Origin of the sequence: Echinicola shivajiensis, assembly GCF_018642165.1 — a bacterium.
GTDB classification, from domain to species: domain Bacteria; phylum Bacteroidota; class Bacteroidia; order Cytophagales; family Cyclobacteriaceae; genus Echinicola; species Echinicola shivajiensis.
The window spans coordinates 1,131,804-1,148,232 of record NZ_JAHHZM010000001.1; the positions used below are offsets into that span (position 1 = coordinate 1,131,804).

General features: G+C 38.6%; 16 protein-coding genes. 6 read left to right on the top strand and 10 right to left on the bottom strand.

From position 1 onward, the window contains the following. Positions 1-2: 2 nt before the first annotated feature. Complete coding sequence (locus KMW37_RS04405; RefSeq protein ID WP_215223351.1) at positions 3-1,271, bottom strand: aspartate kinase; 1,269 nt, start codon at positions 1,269-1,271, stop codon at positions 3-5. Between the two features lie 61 nt (positions 1,272-1,332). On the opposite strand from KMW37_RS04405, the gene fbp reads away from it, so the two are divergent. Next, on the top strand, positions 1,333-2,373 hold the full coding sequence (fbp, locus tag KMW37_RS04410; RefSeq protein ID WP_215223352.1) for a class 1 fructose-bisphosphatase: 1,041 nt from the start codon (positions 1,333-1,335) through the stop codon (positions 2,371-2,373). Between the two features lie 23 nt (positions 2,374-2,396). Here fbp and KMW37_RS04415 read toward each other — a convergent pair whose 3' ends face one another. The 3 genes from KMW37_RS04415 to yihA form a co-directional block, all read right to left on the bottom strand. Continuing rightward, positions 2,397-2,696, bottom strand: a complete 300-nt coding sequence (locus KMW37_RS04415; protein WP_215223353.1) for a hypothetical protein — start codon at positions 2,694-2,696, stop codon at positions 2,397-2,399. 75 nt (positions 2,697-2,771) lie between these two features. Beyond that, positions 2,772-3,212, bottom strand: a complete 441-nt coding sequence (locus KMW37_RS04420; RefSeq protein ID WP_215223354.1) for a DUF5606 family protein — start codon at positions 3,210-3,212, stop codon at positions 2,772-2,774. 59 nt (positions 3,213-3,271) lie between these two features. Continuing rightward, positions 3,272-3,877 (bottom strand): ribosome biogenesis GTP-binding protein YihA/YsxC, encoded by a 606-nt coding sequence (yihA, locus tag KMW37_RS04425; protein ID WP_215223355.1) that lies wholly within the window; start codon positions 3,875-3,877, stop codon positions 3,272-3,274. Between the two features lie 123 nt (positions 3,878-4,000). Between yihA and ubiE the strand changes: the two genes are divergently transcribed. The 5 genes from ubiE (at position 4,001) to KMW37_RS04450 (ending at position 8,901) form a co-directional block, all read left to right on the top strand. Further along, positions 4,001-4,723 (top strand): bifunctional demethylmenaquinone methyltransferase/2-methoxy-6-polyprenyl-1,4-benzoquinol methylase UbiE, encoded by a 723-nt coding sequence (gene ubiE / locus KMW37_RS04430; RefSeq protein ID WP_215223356.1) that lies wholly within the window; start codon positions 4,001-4,003, stop codon positions 4,721-4,723. After that, the gene (gene porT, locus KMW37_RS04435) at positions 4,672-5,451 is read left to right on the top strand and encodes a type IX secretion/gliding motility protein PorT/SprT (protein ID WP_215223357.1); all 780 of its coding nucleotides are present in this window, start codon (positions 4,672-4,674) and stop codon (positions 5,449-5,451) included. The genes ubiE and porT overlap by 52 nt, the downstream gene beginning before the upstream one ends. Positions 5,452-5,552: 101 nt before the next feature. Further along, entirely contained in the window at positions 5,553-5,873 is a 321-nt protein-coding gene (locus tag KMW37_RS04440; protein WP_215223358.1) for a hypothetical protein, read from the top strand. A 96-nt stretch (positions 5,874-5,969) separates the two neighbouring features. Beyond that, entirely contained in the window at positions 5,970-7,868 is a 1,899-nt protein-coding gene (locus tag KMW37_RS04445) for an ABC-F family ATP-binding cassette domain-containing protein (protein WP_215223359.1), read from the top strand. Then, the gene (locus tag KMW37_RS04450; RefSeq protein WP_215223360.1) at positions 7,852-8,901 is read left to right on the top strand and encodes a flavin-containing monooxygenase; all 1,050 of its coding nucleotides are present in this window, start codon (positions 7,852-7,854) and stop codon (positions 8,899-8,901) included. The genes KMW37_RS04445 and KMW37_RS04450 overlap by 17 nt, the downstream gene beginning before the upstream one ends. Here the strand turns inward: KMW37_RS04450 and KMW37_RS04455 are convergent. The 6 genes from KMW37_RS04455 to pyrF form a co-directional block, all read right to left on the bottom strand. Next, entirely contained in the window at positions 8,898-11,333 is a 2,436-nt protein-coding gene (locus KMW37_RS04455) for an outer membrane beta-barrel family protein (protein ID WP_215223361.1), read from the bottom strand. The two genes, KMW37_RS04450 and KMW37_RS04455, sit on opposite strands and share 4 nt — an antisense overlap. A 186-nt stretch (positions 11,334-11,519) precedes the next feature. Next, a complete protein-coding gene (locus KMW37_RS04460) occupies positions 11,520-12,383 on the bottom strand; it encodes a nucleoside phosphorylase (RefSeq protein WP_215223362.1) in 864 nt (287 codons plus the stop codon). Further along, positions 12,376-13,359, bottom strand: a complete 984-nt coding sequence (trhO, locus tag KMW37_RS04465; RefSeq protein WP_215223363.1) for an oxygen-dependent tRNA uridine(34) hydroxylase TrhO — start codon at positions 13,357-13,359, stop codon at positions 12,376-12,378. Before trhO ends, KMW37_RS04460 begins: the two co-directional genes overlap by 8 nt. A gap of 59 nt (positions 13,360-13,418) precedes the next feature. Beyond that, positions 13,419-14,057, bottom strand: coding sequence for an acetyltransferase (locus KMW37_RS04470; protein WP_215223364.1), 639 nt, complete (start codon positions 14,055-14,057; stop codon positions 13,419-13,421). 58 nt (positions 14,058-14,115) lie between these two features. Beyond that, positions 14,116-15,408 (bottom strand): DUF2851 family protein, encoded by a 1,293-nt coding sequence (locus KMW37_RS04475; protein ID WP_215223365.1) that lies wholly within the window; start codon positions 15,406-15,408, stop codon positions 14,116-14,118. A 165-nt stretch (positions 15,409-15,573) separates the two neighbouring features. Next, entirely contained in the window at positions 15,574-16,392 is an 819-nt protein-coding gene (gene pyrF, locus KMW37_RS04480; protein WP_215223366.1) for an orotidine-5'-phosphate decarboxylase, read from the bottom strand. Between the last annotated feature and the right edge of the window lie 37 nt (positions 16,393-16,429).

The window sequence follows — 16,429 nt, forward strand, 5'->3', positions numbered from 1 at the left end:
TTTCAAGGTCTGCACACTACCTGAATTGTACTACGGGTAGTCTGCTCCATCAATACCCCTTCTCTATTCAAAAACTGTTTTTTTGAGGCTTCATCATAGTTTTTTACAGTTATCAATTGCAAACCGTCATTATACTTAATTTTAAAATAAGAGCCCATTTCTTCCAAAAGCTGCTCCAGCTTAAACATTTCCTCATTTAAACATATTGAAATGGATATAGCAGAGGTCTGCAACATATTCACCCCTAAGCGCAGTCTTTCCAATTCGGCATAAACATGATGCATATGTGATTCATTAATAAACGTAAAATCAGTAACTTCAAAGGTCACCAACACCTGCCTATCTTTCACCACTATGGTAGGAATTACATGCCTTTCATCTGGAAAAGTGCCAATAATCGTCCCTTTTCCTTCCGGTTCAACGAATGAGCAAACATTTAGGGGGATTTTCAAATTGGCCAGCGGTTTGATCGTTTTTGGATGAATCACTGAAGCTCCATAATAAGTCATTTCCGCTGCCTCTTTATAATCGATTCTTTCGAACTTAATCGTATCCGGAAAGCGTTTTGGATCCGCATTTAAAACCCCAGGGACATCCTTCCAAATAGTAACGGATTTAGCCTTTAAACTATAGGCAATAATAGCTGCCGAAAAATCTGAACCTTCCCTTCCAAGTGTTGTGCATTTCCCTGCAGGGCTCGCTCCCATAAAACCTTGGGTGATCACTGGAAATTTTTTCAACTTTTCCTCTAATTGCTTTTTACATTGCTTGGCCGTAAGCGACCAATCTACCTTGGCAGACCTAAAACTTTCATCCGTGGCAATTAATTCCCTAGCATCTTGCCAAATGCAGAAAAAATTTTCTTTACAGAGATAAGCATGAATAATTTTAGTAGATAGCATTTCACCATAACTCACAATGCGGTCATAATATTGGTCATAATTTCCCCTATTAAGGGGTTGCTCTAAATCTCGTTCCAATTGCAAGAACAAATTTTCAACAATCGAAAATATTGGATTTTGTTCCTCAAAAAGCTCAGAACATATTGCTAAATGGTTTTTCCTTAAAATTGCACAATTCGAATAATAATCTTTTTCCACAAATTTGAACCTTAAGATTTCCTCCAAGAAATTTGTGGTCTTTCCCATTGCAGAAATAACTATCACCATTTTTCTCTGCAATCGATTTAATAAAACTCTATGAAGGTTTTTAATAGCAGAAGCATCTTTGACTGAAGCTCCACCAAATTTATATACAATTGCTTTTGTCATAAAAATTTAAGTCGTATTTTTCAGTGGGTTATATAATAAATTGTACTTTTCCAATACAAACATGAAAACAAAACCATATCAACCAGACCATTCGGCGTTGGGTTATTCAGTCGGGGTAACACTTGATCGTTTCATCAAAATCAAACAAGACGACTTCCCTTTTGCTTCCGGGGAATTATCTCAAATCCTCAGAGATATCGCCTTAGCTTCAAAGATAGTAAATCGAGAGATTAACAGGGCGGGGCTATCAAAAATTGGTGGGGCCTTTGGTAGCACCAATGTCCAAGGAGAGGAACAACAAAAACTGGACGTCATTGCCAATATCAGATTCACACGCGCTTTAACCAAGGGAGGTGAAGTATGCGCCGTGGTTTCGGAGGAAGACGATGAAGTCATAGATCTTCAAAATAGTAAGGGCAAATATGTAGTGGCTATGGACCCTTTAGATGGCAGTTCCAATATTGATGTAAATATATCCATAGGCACCATATTCTCCATCTATAGACGGGTTACTCCAATTGGCAGCCCTATCCAGCCTGAAGACATTATGCAACCGGGCAACAAGCAAGTTGCTGCGGGCTATGTACTATATGGCTCTTCCACAATGCTGGTATATACCACCGGAAAAGGTGTGAATGGTTTCACTTACGAACAATCATTAGGAGAATTCTTCCTTTCCCACCCTAATATGAAGGCTCCAGAGGATGGAAAAATCTATAGTATTAACGAAGGGTTAAGCTCCCAGATAAGCGAAGGTGACAAAAACTATATAGGATCTTGTAAAGCAAGAAATTTCAGCGCAAGGTATATCGGTAGTTTAGTTGCTGACTTCCATAGAAACTTGCTAAAGGGAGGCATCTATATATATCCAAAAACCGAAAAAGCACCAAAAGGTAAGTTAAGGCTGCTCTATGAAGCCAATTCATTGGCCTATATTGCCGAACAGGCTGGCGCTGTCGCCACCAATGGTCAAGAACGAATTCTGGATATCCTACCTACCTCTCTCCATGAAAGAACCCCACTTTATATTGGTTCAAAGGTAATGGTAGAAGAAGCCCAAAGTTACCTCAATCAAGAGGTCGATTCATCAGTCCATAAATAGCCACCCTATGAGGCAGGACTAATTTACTGGTACTTCTTTCTGATTTCGATCTTCTGAATTTGACGATTGACCAAAGCTTCACTAAGCTCCCTGCTCATTTGCTCTGGATTAGCTTCATTGAGAATGTGCTTTAATCGTGATTCACCAAGGTCTACCCTATAACAAATCTGAAGCAGGCGCTCAAAGTCTCTGTTCAGAAGCTGTCGGATTACTGGCTCCAATAAATCAATAAGCTCTTCCTTACTGATAGACTCTTGAGGACTTGGCAAATCAAAATCCTTTTGAAGCAGCTTGACACTTTCTAAGATATATTGATGCTCCATAATAAAAAAGCTACCTAATGAGTTGATTCTTTTCTCTCATTAGGTAGCTACATTTTTTGTTAATGAATTACCTGATTATGCTTCTCCTTCTTTTGCAGCATCTTCACTTTCAGCGGCTTTTTCCTCAAGCACCTCAGGAGCATGCTCACGAATAATCTTATACCATGATATCAATTTCTTGATATCAGAAGGGTACACTCTTTCCTCATCAAATTCAGGAAGAATATGCTTCATAAAAGCCATGTACTCATCATTGTCAGCTCCTTTGGCCAAACCAGTGTCTCCTGCAAATTCCTTTTCAATAATAATCATCACATCCTGCAAAGGCTCAGACCCTTCTTCGGTCAGGGTGTAGATGGAAATTTCACTAAGGATGGACACCCTATGGTTAGCCCCAACCACTAATTTAGCTTTTTTGGCATCCATAGACTCCAAAATCACTCCACTTCGGCTAGGCTTGAGCACTTTATATAAACCTGGTTTTCCTGCTACGGTAGCTATTTCATTAAATTCCATATCTCTTCTTTTAAATCAAGTTGCAAATATAGGATTTCACCTCAAAAGCTCAAGATGAATCATTGTTGTGCGTAAAATTCTTCACTTAACTCATCCATAAAATCGGAGAGTTCTTCCCTTCCTACTGCTGTAGAAGAAGAAGTTACAAAATAAAGTGGCGCCTCTTCAAATATTGAGCTGGATGCTCTTAGGAATTTCTGGACGTTACTTTTCACCTTACTTACAGATAGTTTATCTGCTTTGGTAAACACCAAGACTATTGGCACTGAATTTTGTGCACACCAAAGAATAAAGTCAAGATCCTTTTTCTGAGGATCAAGCCGGCTATCAATCAAAACAAAAGTAGCTTCCAAATTTTCCCTGTTGGTAAGATAACCCTTGATCATTTTTTCCCAATCCGCCTTTAGGGTTTTGCTCACTTGGGCAAAACCATATCCTGGCAAATCTACAATATACCATTTGTCATTGATCTCAAAATGATTGATCAACTGGGTCTTACCTGGCTTCCCTGAAATCTTGGCCAAACCTTTATTGTTGGTCAACATATTGATCAGGGAACTTTTGCCCACATTGGACCGGCCAATAAAAGCAAATTCTGGTTTATGATTAGTTGGACATTTCCTATAGTCCGAATTACTGGTCAAAAATGTAGCCTTTTTAATCATTTTTCTTTCATTTTTTACAAAGGTAAGCCTTTCCTAGTAAAACCCTTGCACCAATTAATCTTTAACATTTTTCCATTGCTCATGTTTCCTTAGTAATATTGCGCATCTAAACAGTCAAAATCCATGTCAGTAGTACCCTACAAAAATCAAAATGATGGCAAAAAAGCTCAAGTAGCTAATATGTTCAATAATATCAGTAAGCGTTATGACCTACTGAATCATGTCCTGAGCTTAGGAATTGATATTATTTGGCGCAAGACTGCCATCAAAATGCTCCAAAAAGACCAGCCAAAAATGATTTTGGACATTGCGACAGGTACTGGAGATTTTGCCATTGAAGCATTGGCATTAAATCCTGACAAAGTCATCGGAGTAGATATTTCTGAAGGCATGCTGGCTGAAGGTAAAAAGAAAATCAAAAACAAGAAGCTGAACCACCTTATCGAATTGCAGATGGGGGATTCGGAAAAGTTACTTTTTGAGGATAATAAATTCGATGCAGTCATCGTTTCTTTTGGCGTAAGGAACTTCGAAAACTTGGAAAAAGGTCTTGCTGATATGTACCGGGTACTAAAACCTGGAGGAAAAACCGTCATTGTAGAATTTTCCAAACCAAAAAAGTTTCCATTTAAACAAGCATATAATTTTTATTTCAAGTATATTCTACCGCAGATCGGTAAAGTGATTTCTAAAGACCAATCCGCTTATACCTATCTCCCTGAATCCGTTCAGGCTTTCCCAGATGGCAATGACTTTCTGGCTGTATTAAAAAAAGTAGGTTTTACCCAAACAAAATGCAAACCGCTTACATTCGGCATCAGCTCAATTTACATTGGAGAAAAATAGGGTTTTCCCTGTTTTTCATTACCTTTTTAGCGCTCCAGAGTTTTGGACAAGGCTCTTCTTTTAGACCATTGAACAAATCCGGGCAGGATGGGCAGTTTATGACCTATGGTTTTTTCCTGGCTGGGCATACCTCATCACTCCGACTTAAGTACAGTGATGCCTATATGGATCCTAATCAAACTCAATTTGGACAAATCCAAAGCATCATGCCGGTCTTCTCTCCAGGGTTTTCATTGGGTTTTCTGTTAAAACTCAGGCTTCATGACCAGCTCAATTTCTTGGCAACTCCAAAAGTAGGCTTCTACGAATACCGCACTGATATTAACTATCTAGAAGATGACGAATTTGAGGAAACTGGACTGGGAGTAAGAACAGAATCGTTAGTTACCGAAGCCACAATGATTGAGCTCCCCTTATTGTTAAAATACAAATCCCAAAGGTTCAACAACACCAGAATGTTCTTTACAGGAGGTGTAAACCCAATGTTCAGGACAAAATCCCAGGATGAAGCCAACGCAGACCCTTTGGTCATTAATGGTAAAGATGTTGCCTTGGAAATGGGCGTAGGCTTTGATTTTTATTTCAAGTTTTTCAAATTCTCTCCCGAGGTCAGATTTTCCCATGGGCTCACCAATATTTATGAAGAAGCAGAGTCCAACCCTGGATTTGCTGGCGCCATTGAGGAGTTGAAGAGAAAATCCATCACCATCTACCTTAACTTCCAATAAACCAACCCAATACAACAAAAATAAACTTGATTTCTTATCAGAAATTCAGGCTTGCTTTGTATATTGAAAGAGGACATTATTTCACTTAAACCTACTTTATCATGACTACAAAAGAAAAATCTTCATTTGAAGAAGTAGAAAATTTATTGCAGGAAATAGGCCACAAAATCGAGGAGCTAATTACCAAGGGGGCTGAAGTAAGTGGTGAGGCAAAGGTGGAAGTAGAAAAGAAGGTCAAAGAACTTAAGAAAGACAAGGCTTCCTTAGAAAAAGAGTTCAATAAGCGGAGAAAAGAACTCGAAGAGAAATACGCTTCTCAAAAAAAGACCATTCAACCAATGTTGGAAAAATCAAAAGAACATTTCAAAGCAGGATTAAAAGAACTTACTACAGCCATAAAAACCCTTTTTGATGGAAAATAGGCATCAATATTGCAACTAACCGAGCAATATCATTAGCTGCTATTTATTGTAACAGTCGAAATACGATTAGTGGCTATTTTTTATTTAATTTTGGACATGAATTACTTGTCAGTAGAAAATCTATCGAAGGCTTACGGCGATAAGTCTCTTTTCAATAACATATCATTCGGAATAGATCAAGGCCAAAAGGTTGCGCTTGTCGGAATCAATGGTGCAGGAAAATCCACATTGATGAAAATAATCATGGGCCTTGAGGTGGCCGACGCGGGTGATATAGCCATTAATCAACAGGTCAAGCTGGCCTACGTCCATCAAAACCCTGTATTTGATGCCAACCTCAGTATTTATCAGACTGTTTTTTCTGACTCTTCCAATGAGACACTTCAGGTAATGGAAGCTTATCAAAAAGCCATGATCAATGCCCAGGCTGGCAAGGACAACGCTGATGAGCTCAATGGCTTGATGGAAAAAATGGATGCCTTACAGGCTTGGGATTACGAATACCAAGTAAAAGAAGTATTGGGAAAACTAGGTCTACATGACACATCTCTTCCAGTCGGTGCACTTTCTGGTGGTCAAAGAAAAAGGGTGGCCCTTGCCAAAGCTATTTTAGAAAAACCAGACCTCCTGCTATTGGATGAACCTACCAACCACTTGGATCTGGCTACTATCGAATGGCTTGAGGATTATTTAGCCAAAGCCAATCTTTCCATTTTCATGGTTACCCACGACAGGTATTTTCTGGAAAAAGTCACCAATGAAATCCTTGAACTGGATGCGGGTAAAATCTTTCGCTATACCGGCAACTACAGTTATTTTCTCAACAAAAAAGCTGAGAGAAGAGAAATAGAAGCCACAGAACAGGAAAAAGCTAAAAGTCTCTACAAAAAAGAACTTGAATGGATCCGAAGGCAACCCAAAGCCAGAGGAACTAAAGCCAAATACCGTATCGACGCCTTTGAAGAAACCAAAGAAAAAGCTTTCCAGAAGAAAGAAGAAAGGGAAATAGAACTTCAAATTTCTTCTCAAAGATTGGGGAGTAAAATCATCGAAATCGAAAAGCTTTCCAAAAGCTACGATGGCCAAAAATTTATAGACAATTTCTCCTATACCTTCAAAAAAGGTGATAAAATAGGAATTGTAGGACCAAACGGAGCAGGAAAAACAACTTTCCTAAACCTGATCACCGGAATGCTTCAGCCAGACACTGGTAATATTGAAATCGGCCAAACTACCGCATTTGGATATTATAGACAGGAAGAAGGTTCTTTTAACGAAGACAAAAGACTTTTGGACATAGTCAAGGAAGTTGCAGAAGTAGTAACCTTGGCAGGAGGAAGTACGATAACAGCTTCTCAGTTTTTGAACAAATTTGGATTTCCTCCCAAGCAACAGCACACGCCAATAGCAAAACTTAGTGGTGGGGAAAGACGTCGCTTGCAACTATTGATGGTTCTAATCAAAAACCCTAACTTTTTGATCCTTGATGAACCGACGAATGATTTGGATATCATGACCCTGAATACCTTGGAGGAATTTCTAGATGGATTCCCAGGATGCTTGATCATTGTTTCGCACGACAGGTATTTTATGGATAGGTTGGTAGACCATTTGTTTGTTTTCCAAGGAAAAGGCCAAATCAAGGACTTCCCTGGCAACTACACAGATCTTAGGGAATGGGAAAAAGAGCAAGAAACTATTAATGCCGCAAAAAAACAGCAAGAAAAAGAAAAAACAGCTCAAAAAACCAAAGAAGTAAAGAGTAATAGCCAAAAGGCTTCCTTTAAACAAAAACAGGAATTCAAAAAGGTACAGGAACAAATTTCCAACCTTGAAGACCAAAAGTCAACCTTAGTGGAAAAAATCAACCAAGGCACCGAAGATCATGAGGAACTTTTGGAATGGTCCAATTCCATTCAAGCAATCACTGAAGAATTGGAGGAATTGGAATTTAGATGGCTTGAATTAAGCGAACTCGATGACATTATGGACTAATATGAAAGAAACCGATTTTCTAATCATTGGAGCCGGGCAAAGTGGGTTATCCGCTGCCCGGCACTTACAAAAAGCAGACAAAGATTTTATTATCCTGGAAAAACATCAGGAAGTTGGAGATAACTGGAGGAAAAACTTTGACTCTATGAAGCTTTACACTCCCGCAACTTTTTGTAGTCTTCCAGACCTACCCATGGCCTTGTCCCCAACAAGCTTACCCAACAAAAATCAGGTTGCAGATTATTTTTCCAGATATGCCACGCATTTTGATTTCCCCTTACACCCTAAAAATCAAGTAACTGAAATCAACAAAGTAGGAGAACATTTCCTAGTAGAATCTACCTTTGAAAAGATCTCTGCCAAAAACATCATCATTAGTTACGGATGCCTACAAAAAAATCATATTCCACAATGGGCTAACTCCCTAAACATACCCTTCATCCATAGCAATCAATACAGGAGCCCATTATCCATAAAAGGCAAAAGAGTATTGGTAGTCGGTTCAGGCAATACTGTCGCTCAGATTATAGCAGAATTAACCGCCTATTTTGAGGTACATTGGTCTACAAATGAAAAGCCTAAGTTCAAATCCCTTAATTCATTTGGTAAAAACAAATTCTTCTGGGACAAGAAATTCAATCGGTTGGAAAAACCACTAAAGGAGAAAAAAAGGAACAAAACAGCCCCAATTTACAACTTCAACGATATACGGAAAAAAGTCAAAAAAGCTAAATTTCACCCAGCGGTAGAAAAAGCAGAAGGGAATAAAATAACTTTCACCAACCAAAATAGCTTGGATATAGACTTTGTTCTTTTTGCAACTGGGAATGAAACCTATTTTGATTTTATCAATATTGATGGATTTGAAAACAACCTTGAAGAATTAAGGGCAAATCACGGGATTTCTAAAATTGACGGGCTTTATTTCCTAGGGATTCCGCATCAAAGGTCAAGAACTTCACATTTAATTTATGGGGCAGCAAAGGATGCTGGGTTTATCGTTTCTACTTCAATTTCCAAACAAAAAAATTAAAACTCACTGTCCTCTTCTCCGCCTCCACCTTGTCGGTCCCTTCCATTTCTTTTCTCTTTAAAACCCCCAAATTTATAATTCAGGGAAAGGGTAACTATTCTGGTTTCTCTGTTATAAACCCGATCTTGTGAAAAACTTGGACCACTAGTTTTGATCTTGAACACTCTGGTGTTGAAAATATCACTGAAGTTCAAACTTATTGTACCTTTCTTGTTAAGTACATCTCTACTAAAACCAACATTCATTCCCCAATAAGGCAATAACTCTCCTTGAAGCAAAACAATTGGGCCGCGGTAATTTCCTTGAATCTGAACATTGGCCACTTTAGGAATGATAATATTTGATAATAAGCTGATGGTCCAGCTAAAATTGGAATTATTAGCCCCATTTTCAAGATTATCTCCACTGATCTTACTGTAGAAAAGGTTACCCGTAAGTGTGGCATCTACCCAATTACCAAACTGAAACTGGTTGATCAGTTCCAAACCAGTACTGCTTCTGTCATGTATATTCTCCCGGGTCTGTATCGTGACGTTATCTTCATTAATTCGGGTAATTCTACTAATAATATCTGTGGAATAACGGTGATAAATTGTAGCATTAAGCAACCATCTTTCCCAGCCTTTCATATAGCCAAATTCATAGCTGTTGGTATACTCTGGCTTCAGGTAAGGATTTCCTGTTCTCACATTTAAAGGATCAGAAACATAATACAAAGGCGCCAAATCCCATATTCCTGGCCTGGATATCCTACGGCTAAAGTTAGCGGTAAGTTCTTCCTCTTCCTGAAAAGTATAACTAAGAAATAAACTGGGAAAAAGATTAAAATAATCATTTACCACCTCTAAATCTTTCCTTTCCTGCACACCAAGTGTTCTTGTTGCCTCCCCCCTTAGACCAAGCTGATAGCCAAAATCCCCCATTTTACTCCTGAAAATTAAATATGCAGCATAAACATCCTCATTAAAAGTAAACTCATCACTCACGGTATCGTTTCTTACCAATTCAAAATCAGTATTTATATCGCCCTGAAAAAATTCCTGCCCCCTATCCCAAGTCCCAAAAGTTCCTTTCAGTCCCACTTCAATTTTTGAAGATTTGCCAAGGGGCTTTTCATAATCTATTTGGGCAATATAAAGTTCGCTGGCCCTTGTACGATCATTTAATTGTTTTATCCACTTATTTGGCACCTCCTGCATTGTTTCATCATAAAATGACTGCTCATAAGTATCTACTTGACTTCGGCTATCCTGGGCGTAAGAAAAGCTTGCATAAACCTTTTGTCCAACAGTATCTATTTCCCAATTATAGGTTAATCCAGTTTCAAAATTATCACCTTCCTCATCCTCCATAGCATCCCTAACAGACAAACTATCAAGTCCGCCAGAGGAATTGACACTTCTTTGATTGAGTGTTTCATCCTCCACTTCTTGATTAATATTACCTTGGGCATAAAAACCCAACACCTGTGTAGGCGTCATATTCCAATCAAACCCTCCTCTTATCAAATGTGATTTCTCTACCTCATCATTATAGGAATCTTGGTCAAGCAAAGGAGAGGTATTCGGTAGACTATTATACCTTTTCTCATCGCTTTTGCGGTACCTCCTTCTGTTTTGATAATTATAAGAGGTGAAAAAGTTTATTTTTTCGGCTCCATAATTCAGGATTAACCCTCCTGCGTATTTATCCCTATTCCCGACAGATGCATTTACTTGCCCATTCAAGCCTTGAAAACTATTTTTCTTCAGGATAATATTGATAATTCCCCCTACTCCCGTCGCATCATACCTAGATGACGGATTGGTGATCAATTCCACTTCTTTAATGCTATTGGCTGGAAACTGGGAAAGAATGGCTTCTGTATTTTCCCCAGATAAATTGGATGGTCTGCCATTGATATAAATCAACACATTCCCACTCCCCCTCATACTAATGCTTCCTTCCTCATCTACTTGAATGGAAGGCAAAGTTTCCAAGAGTTCTGAAGCAGTGGCTCCTTCTGCAACTATACTGTTTTCTACATTGTACCTGCGCTTATCAATATCGGATTCAAACATGGATGTCACTCCCTCCACCAAAATCTCATCCAAATCGGATGTCTCAGACTCCAATTTAATCACACCAAAATTCAGGTTTTTATTTCCTCCAACCTTAATGGTTTCATGGTAACTTTTATATCCGATAAAGCCAACTCTAAAAATATATTCCCCGGATGATGCCTCAAACTCAAAATGACCAGCCAAGTCTGTCATCCCGCCAGTAATTACAACCGAATCCTTGGGATCCAGCAAGGCTATATTAGCAAATTCCAAAGCCTTACCACTTTGTTCATCATGTACCTTTCCTTTAAGTAAACTTGATTGGGAAAAAGCAGAAAAATTAATGAATAAAAATCCAGAAATGAATAAATTGAGATAAAGGCTTTTCATGCTAAGAGTTTGCTGGTTACTGAAACAAGCTTAACTGCAAATCATTCATCGGGTTAAAGCAAAATTCCCGAGATGAACCTGAAACAACTCCTATTTTACTTTAACTCAATAACTTAAACACATGTTTCACCACTCATCAAAAAGGCAAAATTTTATCCCGAATTAAGCCTCAGACCCAAACAGTCCTTAAATATTATCCAAAGTATGTAATATCAACCTTTCCATGACCTCGTCAGCGTCAGCAACAAATTCTTGAGTGATTCTATTCGCAACTATAGCATTTAAGCTTAGCATTTTATGTCCCAGCATATTCCCCATGGCATAATAGCCAGCAGTTTCCATTTCAAAATTAGTTAGCTCAACACCTTCAACACTCACTTTCGAAAGTCTTTCTATGATATCAGGAATGGCAGGTTTCAACCTTACTTCTCTACCTTGCGGGCCAAAAAATCCAGGACAGGTTACTGTATTTCCTTTAATGACCTCTCCCTTCATCAATCTTTCCATCAAAAGACTTGAGCCTTTAAAACAGTATGGTCTAAATCCTAGTCCAATAGCCTTTTGTACCGCCTCAGCTATGGCTATTTCACAAGAGCCGTATTCCGCAGTATAATACTGCATGAGTGTATCCAGTCCTATTCCATATTCGGAAGCCAAAAGCGAACCTGCGGGAATATTTTCACTCATACTTCCTGAAGTACCGACCCGAATAATCTCTAATGACGTGTGGTCTTGCTTTACCCGTCTACTTTGTAGATCAATATTGACCAAAGCATCCAACTCAGTCATAAAAATTTCTATATTATCCGTCCCCATACCAGTACTCATCACTGTCAGTCTTTTCCCCTTATAAGTACCTGTGTGGGTAACAAATTCTCTTTTGGCTACTTTTATCTCTACATGGTCAAAATACTTAGTAATTTTAGCCACTCTTTCTGGATCACCTACCGTAATAACAGTTGAAGCCAGAAATTCTGGCTTCAAGTTGAGATGGTAGATACTACCATCTGGATTAATTATAAGTTCCGATGCAGGGATAACCTTAGTCATGGGAAATGGCTTTTATTTTATCCTTATCTGGTTTTCTTTGCAATCCTTTATAAGGGTTATAACCATTGGTGTTTTTTTGGTAATATCCCGTTCCATTATATCCTCTTTTTTCAGGATGTTCTTTACATTCATCTGAGCAAGCTCCTTCATACTTCCATCCACATTCCTCACAAATCGGCACATGAATATTACATTCGGGATTGGCACAATTCACCATTCTGTCAGAAGGTGTACCACAGCAATGACATTTGGAGATAATTTTAGGATTTACCTTATTGACATCTACAGCCAATCGGTTGTCAAACACATAGCATTTCCCTTCAAAATCTTCTCCTCCAGCTTCCATACCATATTTGATAATTCCCCCATGCAATTGGTAAACATCCTCAAATCCTTGATCCAATAAATAAGCGCTGGCTTTTTCACATTTGATCCCACCAGTGCAATAAGTCAAAACCTTTTTATCCTTTAAATGTTCCAATTCTTTTACCTTTTCAGGAAAATCACGGAAATTATCAATATCAAGGGTCAATGCATTCTTGAAGTGTCCTAGTTCATGCTCGTAGTTTGAACGCACATCCAAGATCACCACATCATCCTGATCTTTTAATTTTCTAAATTCTTCCGGCTCCAGGTGCTTACCTGTTTTCTCCAATGGATTAATATGCCTTAGGCTAGAGTGAACAATTTCAGGTTTAACACGAACATGGATCTTAGCGAAGGCATGACGATCAAAATCATCAACCTTAAAATCTGTCTTAGCAAACCTAGGATCAGACTTTACATAGGCCATGTATTTCTCACAGTCCTCTTTAAGGCCCGAAACCGTTCCATTCAGCCCTTCAGATGAAATAATGATTCTACCCCTGATATTGTTTTCAATACAGAATAGATGATGCTCTTCCCTGTATGCCTCAGTATCTTTGATCTCAGCATAACAATAGTACAGGAGTACGCTGTAATTTGAATTTTCCATAACTATAGCCCTGATTCCAGCAGGGTGTTCTGGTTTTTATGATAATTGAATATAATAATTTAAGCTTTAATAGGAGCTGCAGGATTACCAAAAACAGTACTTTCTTCTTCTACATCTGCTACTACTACCGATCCAGCACCAATCCTGGCATTTGCACCAATTTTAACCCCAGACACTACAGTAACTCCTGAACCAATAAAAGCACCTTTTCCAATGCTCACTCCTGAATTAATCACTGCACCAGCACCTATTTGAACAAAGTCTTCGGCCGTGACCTTATGATCTATGATTGCTCCTGAATGAATGATACAATGACTTCCTAGGCTAGTTCCTGCACCAATATTAACCTTTGCATTGATAAAATTACCATGGCCAATAGTCGCATCTGTGGAAATATAGGATGTTTTATGAATAGCATTGATCGGTTGTACCTTCCTGCGCTCATTCAATAACTTCACCAAAAACTGACGATATTTGTTATCATCAACAGCCACAAAAGCCTCACACTTTTTGCCGATCAACTTTAGGTAACCATCATCTTCAGGATCTCCCAGTACAGGCACCACGTTTAACTCTGTGCCATGCATTTCTTTATCCTCTTCAAGGAAACCGTAAACAACCACTTCATTGCTATTAAAGATCTCCAATGCAGGATGCGCGATTCCTTTTGCCCCTAAAATAATTACCGGTTTTTCCATATCCATTTTTGGTTTAGTCCGCAAAATTACGCCAAAATCCCTAGCTAACCAAAATTCCTTATTCACTTGGTCTAAGCAGGTTTTGACCTACCTTGCAGGATAAGCACTTCTTCAGACTGCAATAGCCATGATGCAAGCCTATCATCCCTTGGGTATCAAAGGCATTTATTGGTTCCCAACCCTCAGCTATAAAGGCTGAAATAATATGGTTTTCCTCAGGAGGAATTTCCTGTAAAAGATCAAAGCAGCGATCTCTCCACCTTTCATCATCCAAGTATTTCCCATAAGAAAACCAAAGAGGAACCAGAAAATTAATACCCAACAAATGAACGATCCTTTTACTTAGCAGCCTATTCTGGCGCTTTTTGCATTCTTTTCCAGGGTAATAATGATATTCCCAGTAAGATGAGGTCACCACTGAAAACATCTCTTGCAAATCTTTAACATTTCTGATTTCCTTGGTTATCAAAGAAAACAGATTGGGGCTTTGGGACAAAATCGCCGCCAACTGGGCGATTCTTACAGAAGGATAATTGCTTGGCCGAACCCTCATGAATTTCCATTCAGAAGAATAAATAGATTCTCCCAAGGAATATTTTTTATGATAAAAATCATGCTCTCTTTGTGCAAACTCTGAGTATTTATCAAGTGCCTCATCATTTAAAAAACCCGCTTGTCCCAGCAATATAGCTTCCAGAATCCCCCTTTTTCCCGAATGCTTTTTCAGTAGCTTATAGGGAACCGACTGGGCCAGTTTTAGCATTGGAACATTATTCACTTTAAAACCAAAACAATAAAACAACCACCGATAAGCCACTTCCTCCCAATCGCCGGATGTCGAAACAATTTCTTCACTTACCAACTGACTTTTTTCTTCAAGACGCTCCACCAAAGCTTTTTCCAAAGCAGAGAATTTGATAATCCCATTAATATTCGGCAGAAATTCATGGCATAGCATTGGACTATTTGCTGTTACCAGCCTTTCATAATTTCTCAAAACACTCAGAAACACTTTCCCCTTCAATTCCAATGTAGGTATCAAAGTTTCATCAGCTCTTTTGATCTCTGTATCATGATCCCATACGACATGCAAAATCACAGAATCATAATTGCGATCCCTATCATGGGAATGCTGGTACCAATCGGAAGATTTTAGATGGACCTCTACATTTCCATAATGTTCCAATCTATCTATGCTGATATGCGATTCCCTGAAATCTGGCCCCTCATGCAAATTATAATAGCCAATCTTCCTAACCTCTAGAGACTGCCCATTGCTTGTCCTCAAATCACGTTTATCAAAATACTGGTACTTCCATATAGCATGGATAAAATTTTCCTGAAAATTCATTTGTTAAAAAATTTAAGTTTAAAAAGACAATCCGCTGTATTTCAGCCACAACAATAATTTAAGGGTAATTATCGAAAACTAAAAATCGTCCCTACTTCTAAAAAAACAAAAAGCCTGACCTCAAATAGAAGACAGGCTAAATGATGAATATTTAATAGCTCCCTTTTATTTACAATACTGATCCAATAATTGAGACATTTCTTGCTGAAGTTCTTTTGCTGCTTGTCCTGCTTTGGCACCAAAATCCTCACCATTTGATGCGTAAATAATACCCCTTGAAGAATTCACCAATAGGCCGCACTCCTTATTCATCCCATACTGAGCGACCTCTTGAAGACTTCCTCCTTGCGCACCTACACCTGGAACCAAAAAGAAATGGTCCGGAGCATATTTTCTAACCTCGGCAATCTTTTCTCCTCGTGTAGCACCTACCACATACATCAAGTTCCCATCAGTACCCCAATCTTGGCTTTTCTCCAAAACTTGTTGAAATAGGGGCTTTCCTCCTTCTGTTTCCAATACTTGAAAATCCTTACTTCCCTCATTGGAAGTCAGCGCCAATAAAATCACCCACTTACCTTCAAACTCCAAGAAAGGACTTACACTGTCTTTCCCCATATAAGGAGCTACCGTCACAGAGTCAAAGTTCATCTGTTCAAAAAACGCCTTGGCATACAATTTAGATGTATTGCCGATATCTCCTCTTTTGGCATCAGAAATAGTAAAAATATCCTTGGGAATATAATCCAATGTTTTTTGGAGACTTTCCCAACCTTTTGGTCCCAAAGCCTCATAAAAAGCGATATTAGGTTTATAAGCCACGGCATAATCAGCTGTATGATCGATAATCTGCTTATTAAACTCAAATATCGGATCTTCTTCCTTTAACAAATGTGCAGGGATCTTGGCCAGATCCGCATCCAGTCCCACACATAGAAAAGAAGATTTTTGTTGAATTTGCTTAAAGAGGCTTTTCTTGTCCATTTTTCAATTGTTTTGGCAAAAATAAAAAAAATAGCAC

Excerpts from the sequence above, each read along its gene's own strand:
- KMW37_RS04405 (WP_215223351.1), bottom strand. The coding sequence starts at position 1,271 with ATGACAAAAGCAATTGTATATAAATTTGGTGGAGCTTCAGTCAAAGAT.
- fbp (WP_215223352.1), top strand. The coding sequence starts at position 1,333 with ATGAAAACAAAACCATATCAACCAGACCATTCGGCGTTGGGTTATTCA.
- KMW37_RS04415 (WP_215223353.1), bottom strand. The coding sequence starts at position 2,696 with ATGGAGCATCAATATATCTTAGAAAGTGTCAAGCTGCTTCAAAAGGAT.
- KMW37_RS04420 (WP_215223354.1), bottom strand. The coding sequence starts at position 3,212 with ATGGAATTTAATGAAATAGCTACCGTAGCAGGAAAACCAGGTTTATAT.
- yihA (WP_215223355.1), bottom strand. The coding sequence starts at position 3,877 with ATGATTAAAAAGGCTACATTTTTGACCAGTAATTCGGACTATAGGAAA.
- ubiE (WP_215223356.1), top strand. The coding sequence starts at position 4,001 with ATGTCAGTAGTACCCTACAAAAATCAAAATGATGGCAAAAAAGCTCAA.
- porT (WP_215223357.1), top strand. The coding sequence starts at position 4,672 with ATGCAAACCGCTTACATTCGGCATCAGCTCAATTTACATTGGAGAAAA.
- KMW37_RS04440 (WP_215223358.1), top strand. The coding sequence starts at position 5,553 with ATGACTACAAAAGAAAAATCTTCATTTGAAGAAGTAGAAAATTTATTG.
- KMW37_RS04445 (WP_215223359.1), top strand. The coding sequence starts at position 5,970 with ATGAATTACTTGTCAGTAGAAAATCTATCGAAGGCTTACGGCGATAAG.
- KMW37_RS04450 (WP_215223360.1), top strand. The coding sequence starts at position 7,852 with ATGACATTATGGACTAATATGAAAGAAACCGATTTTCTAATCATTGGA.
- KMW37_RS04455 (WP_215223361.1), bottom strand. The coding sequence starts at position 11,333 with ATGAAAAGCCTTTATCTCAATTTATTCATTTCTGGATTTTTATTCATT.
- KMW37_RS04460 (WP_215223362.1), bottom strand. The coding sequence starts at position 12,383 with ATGACTAAGGTTATCCCTGCATCGGAACTTATAATTAATCCAGATGGT.
- trhO (WP_215223363.1), bottom strand. The coding sequence starts at position 13,359 with ATGGAAAATTCAAATTACAGCGTACTCCTGTACTATTGTTATGCTGAG.
- KMW37_RS04470 (WP_215223364.1), bottom strand. The coding sequence starts at position 14,057 with ATGGAAAAACCGGTAATTATTTTAGGGGCAAAAGGAATCGCGCATCCT.
- KMW37_RS04475 (WP_215223365.1), bottom strand. The coding sequence starts at position 15,408 with ATGAATTTTCAGGAAAATTTTATCCATGCTATATGGAAGTACCAGTAT.
- pyrF (WP_215223366.1), bottom strand. The coding sequence starts at position 16,392 with ATGGACAAGAAAAGCCTCTTTAAGCAAATTCAACAAAAATCTTCTTTT.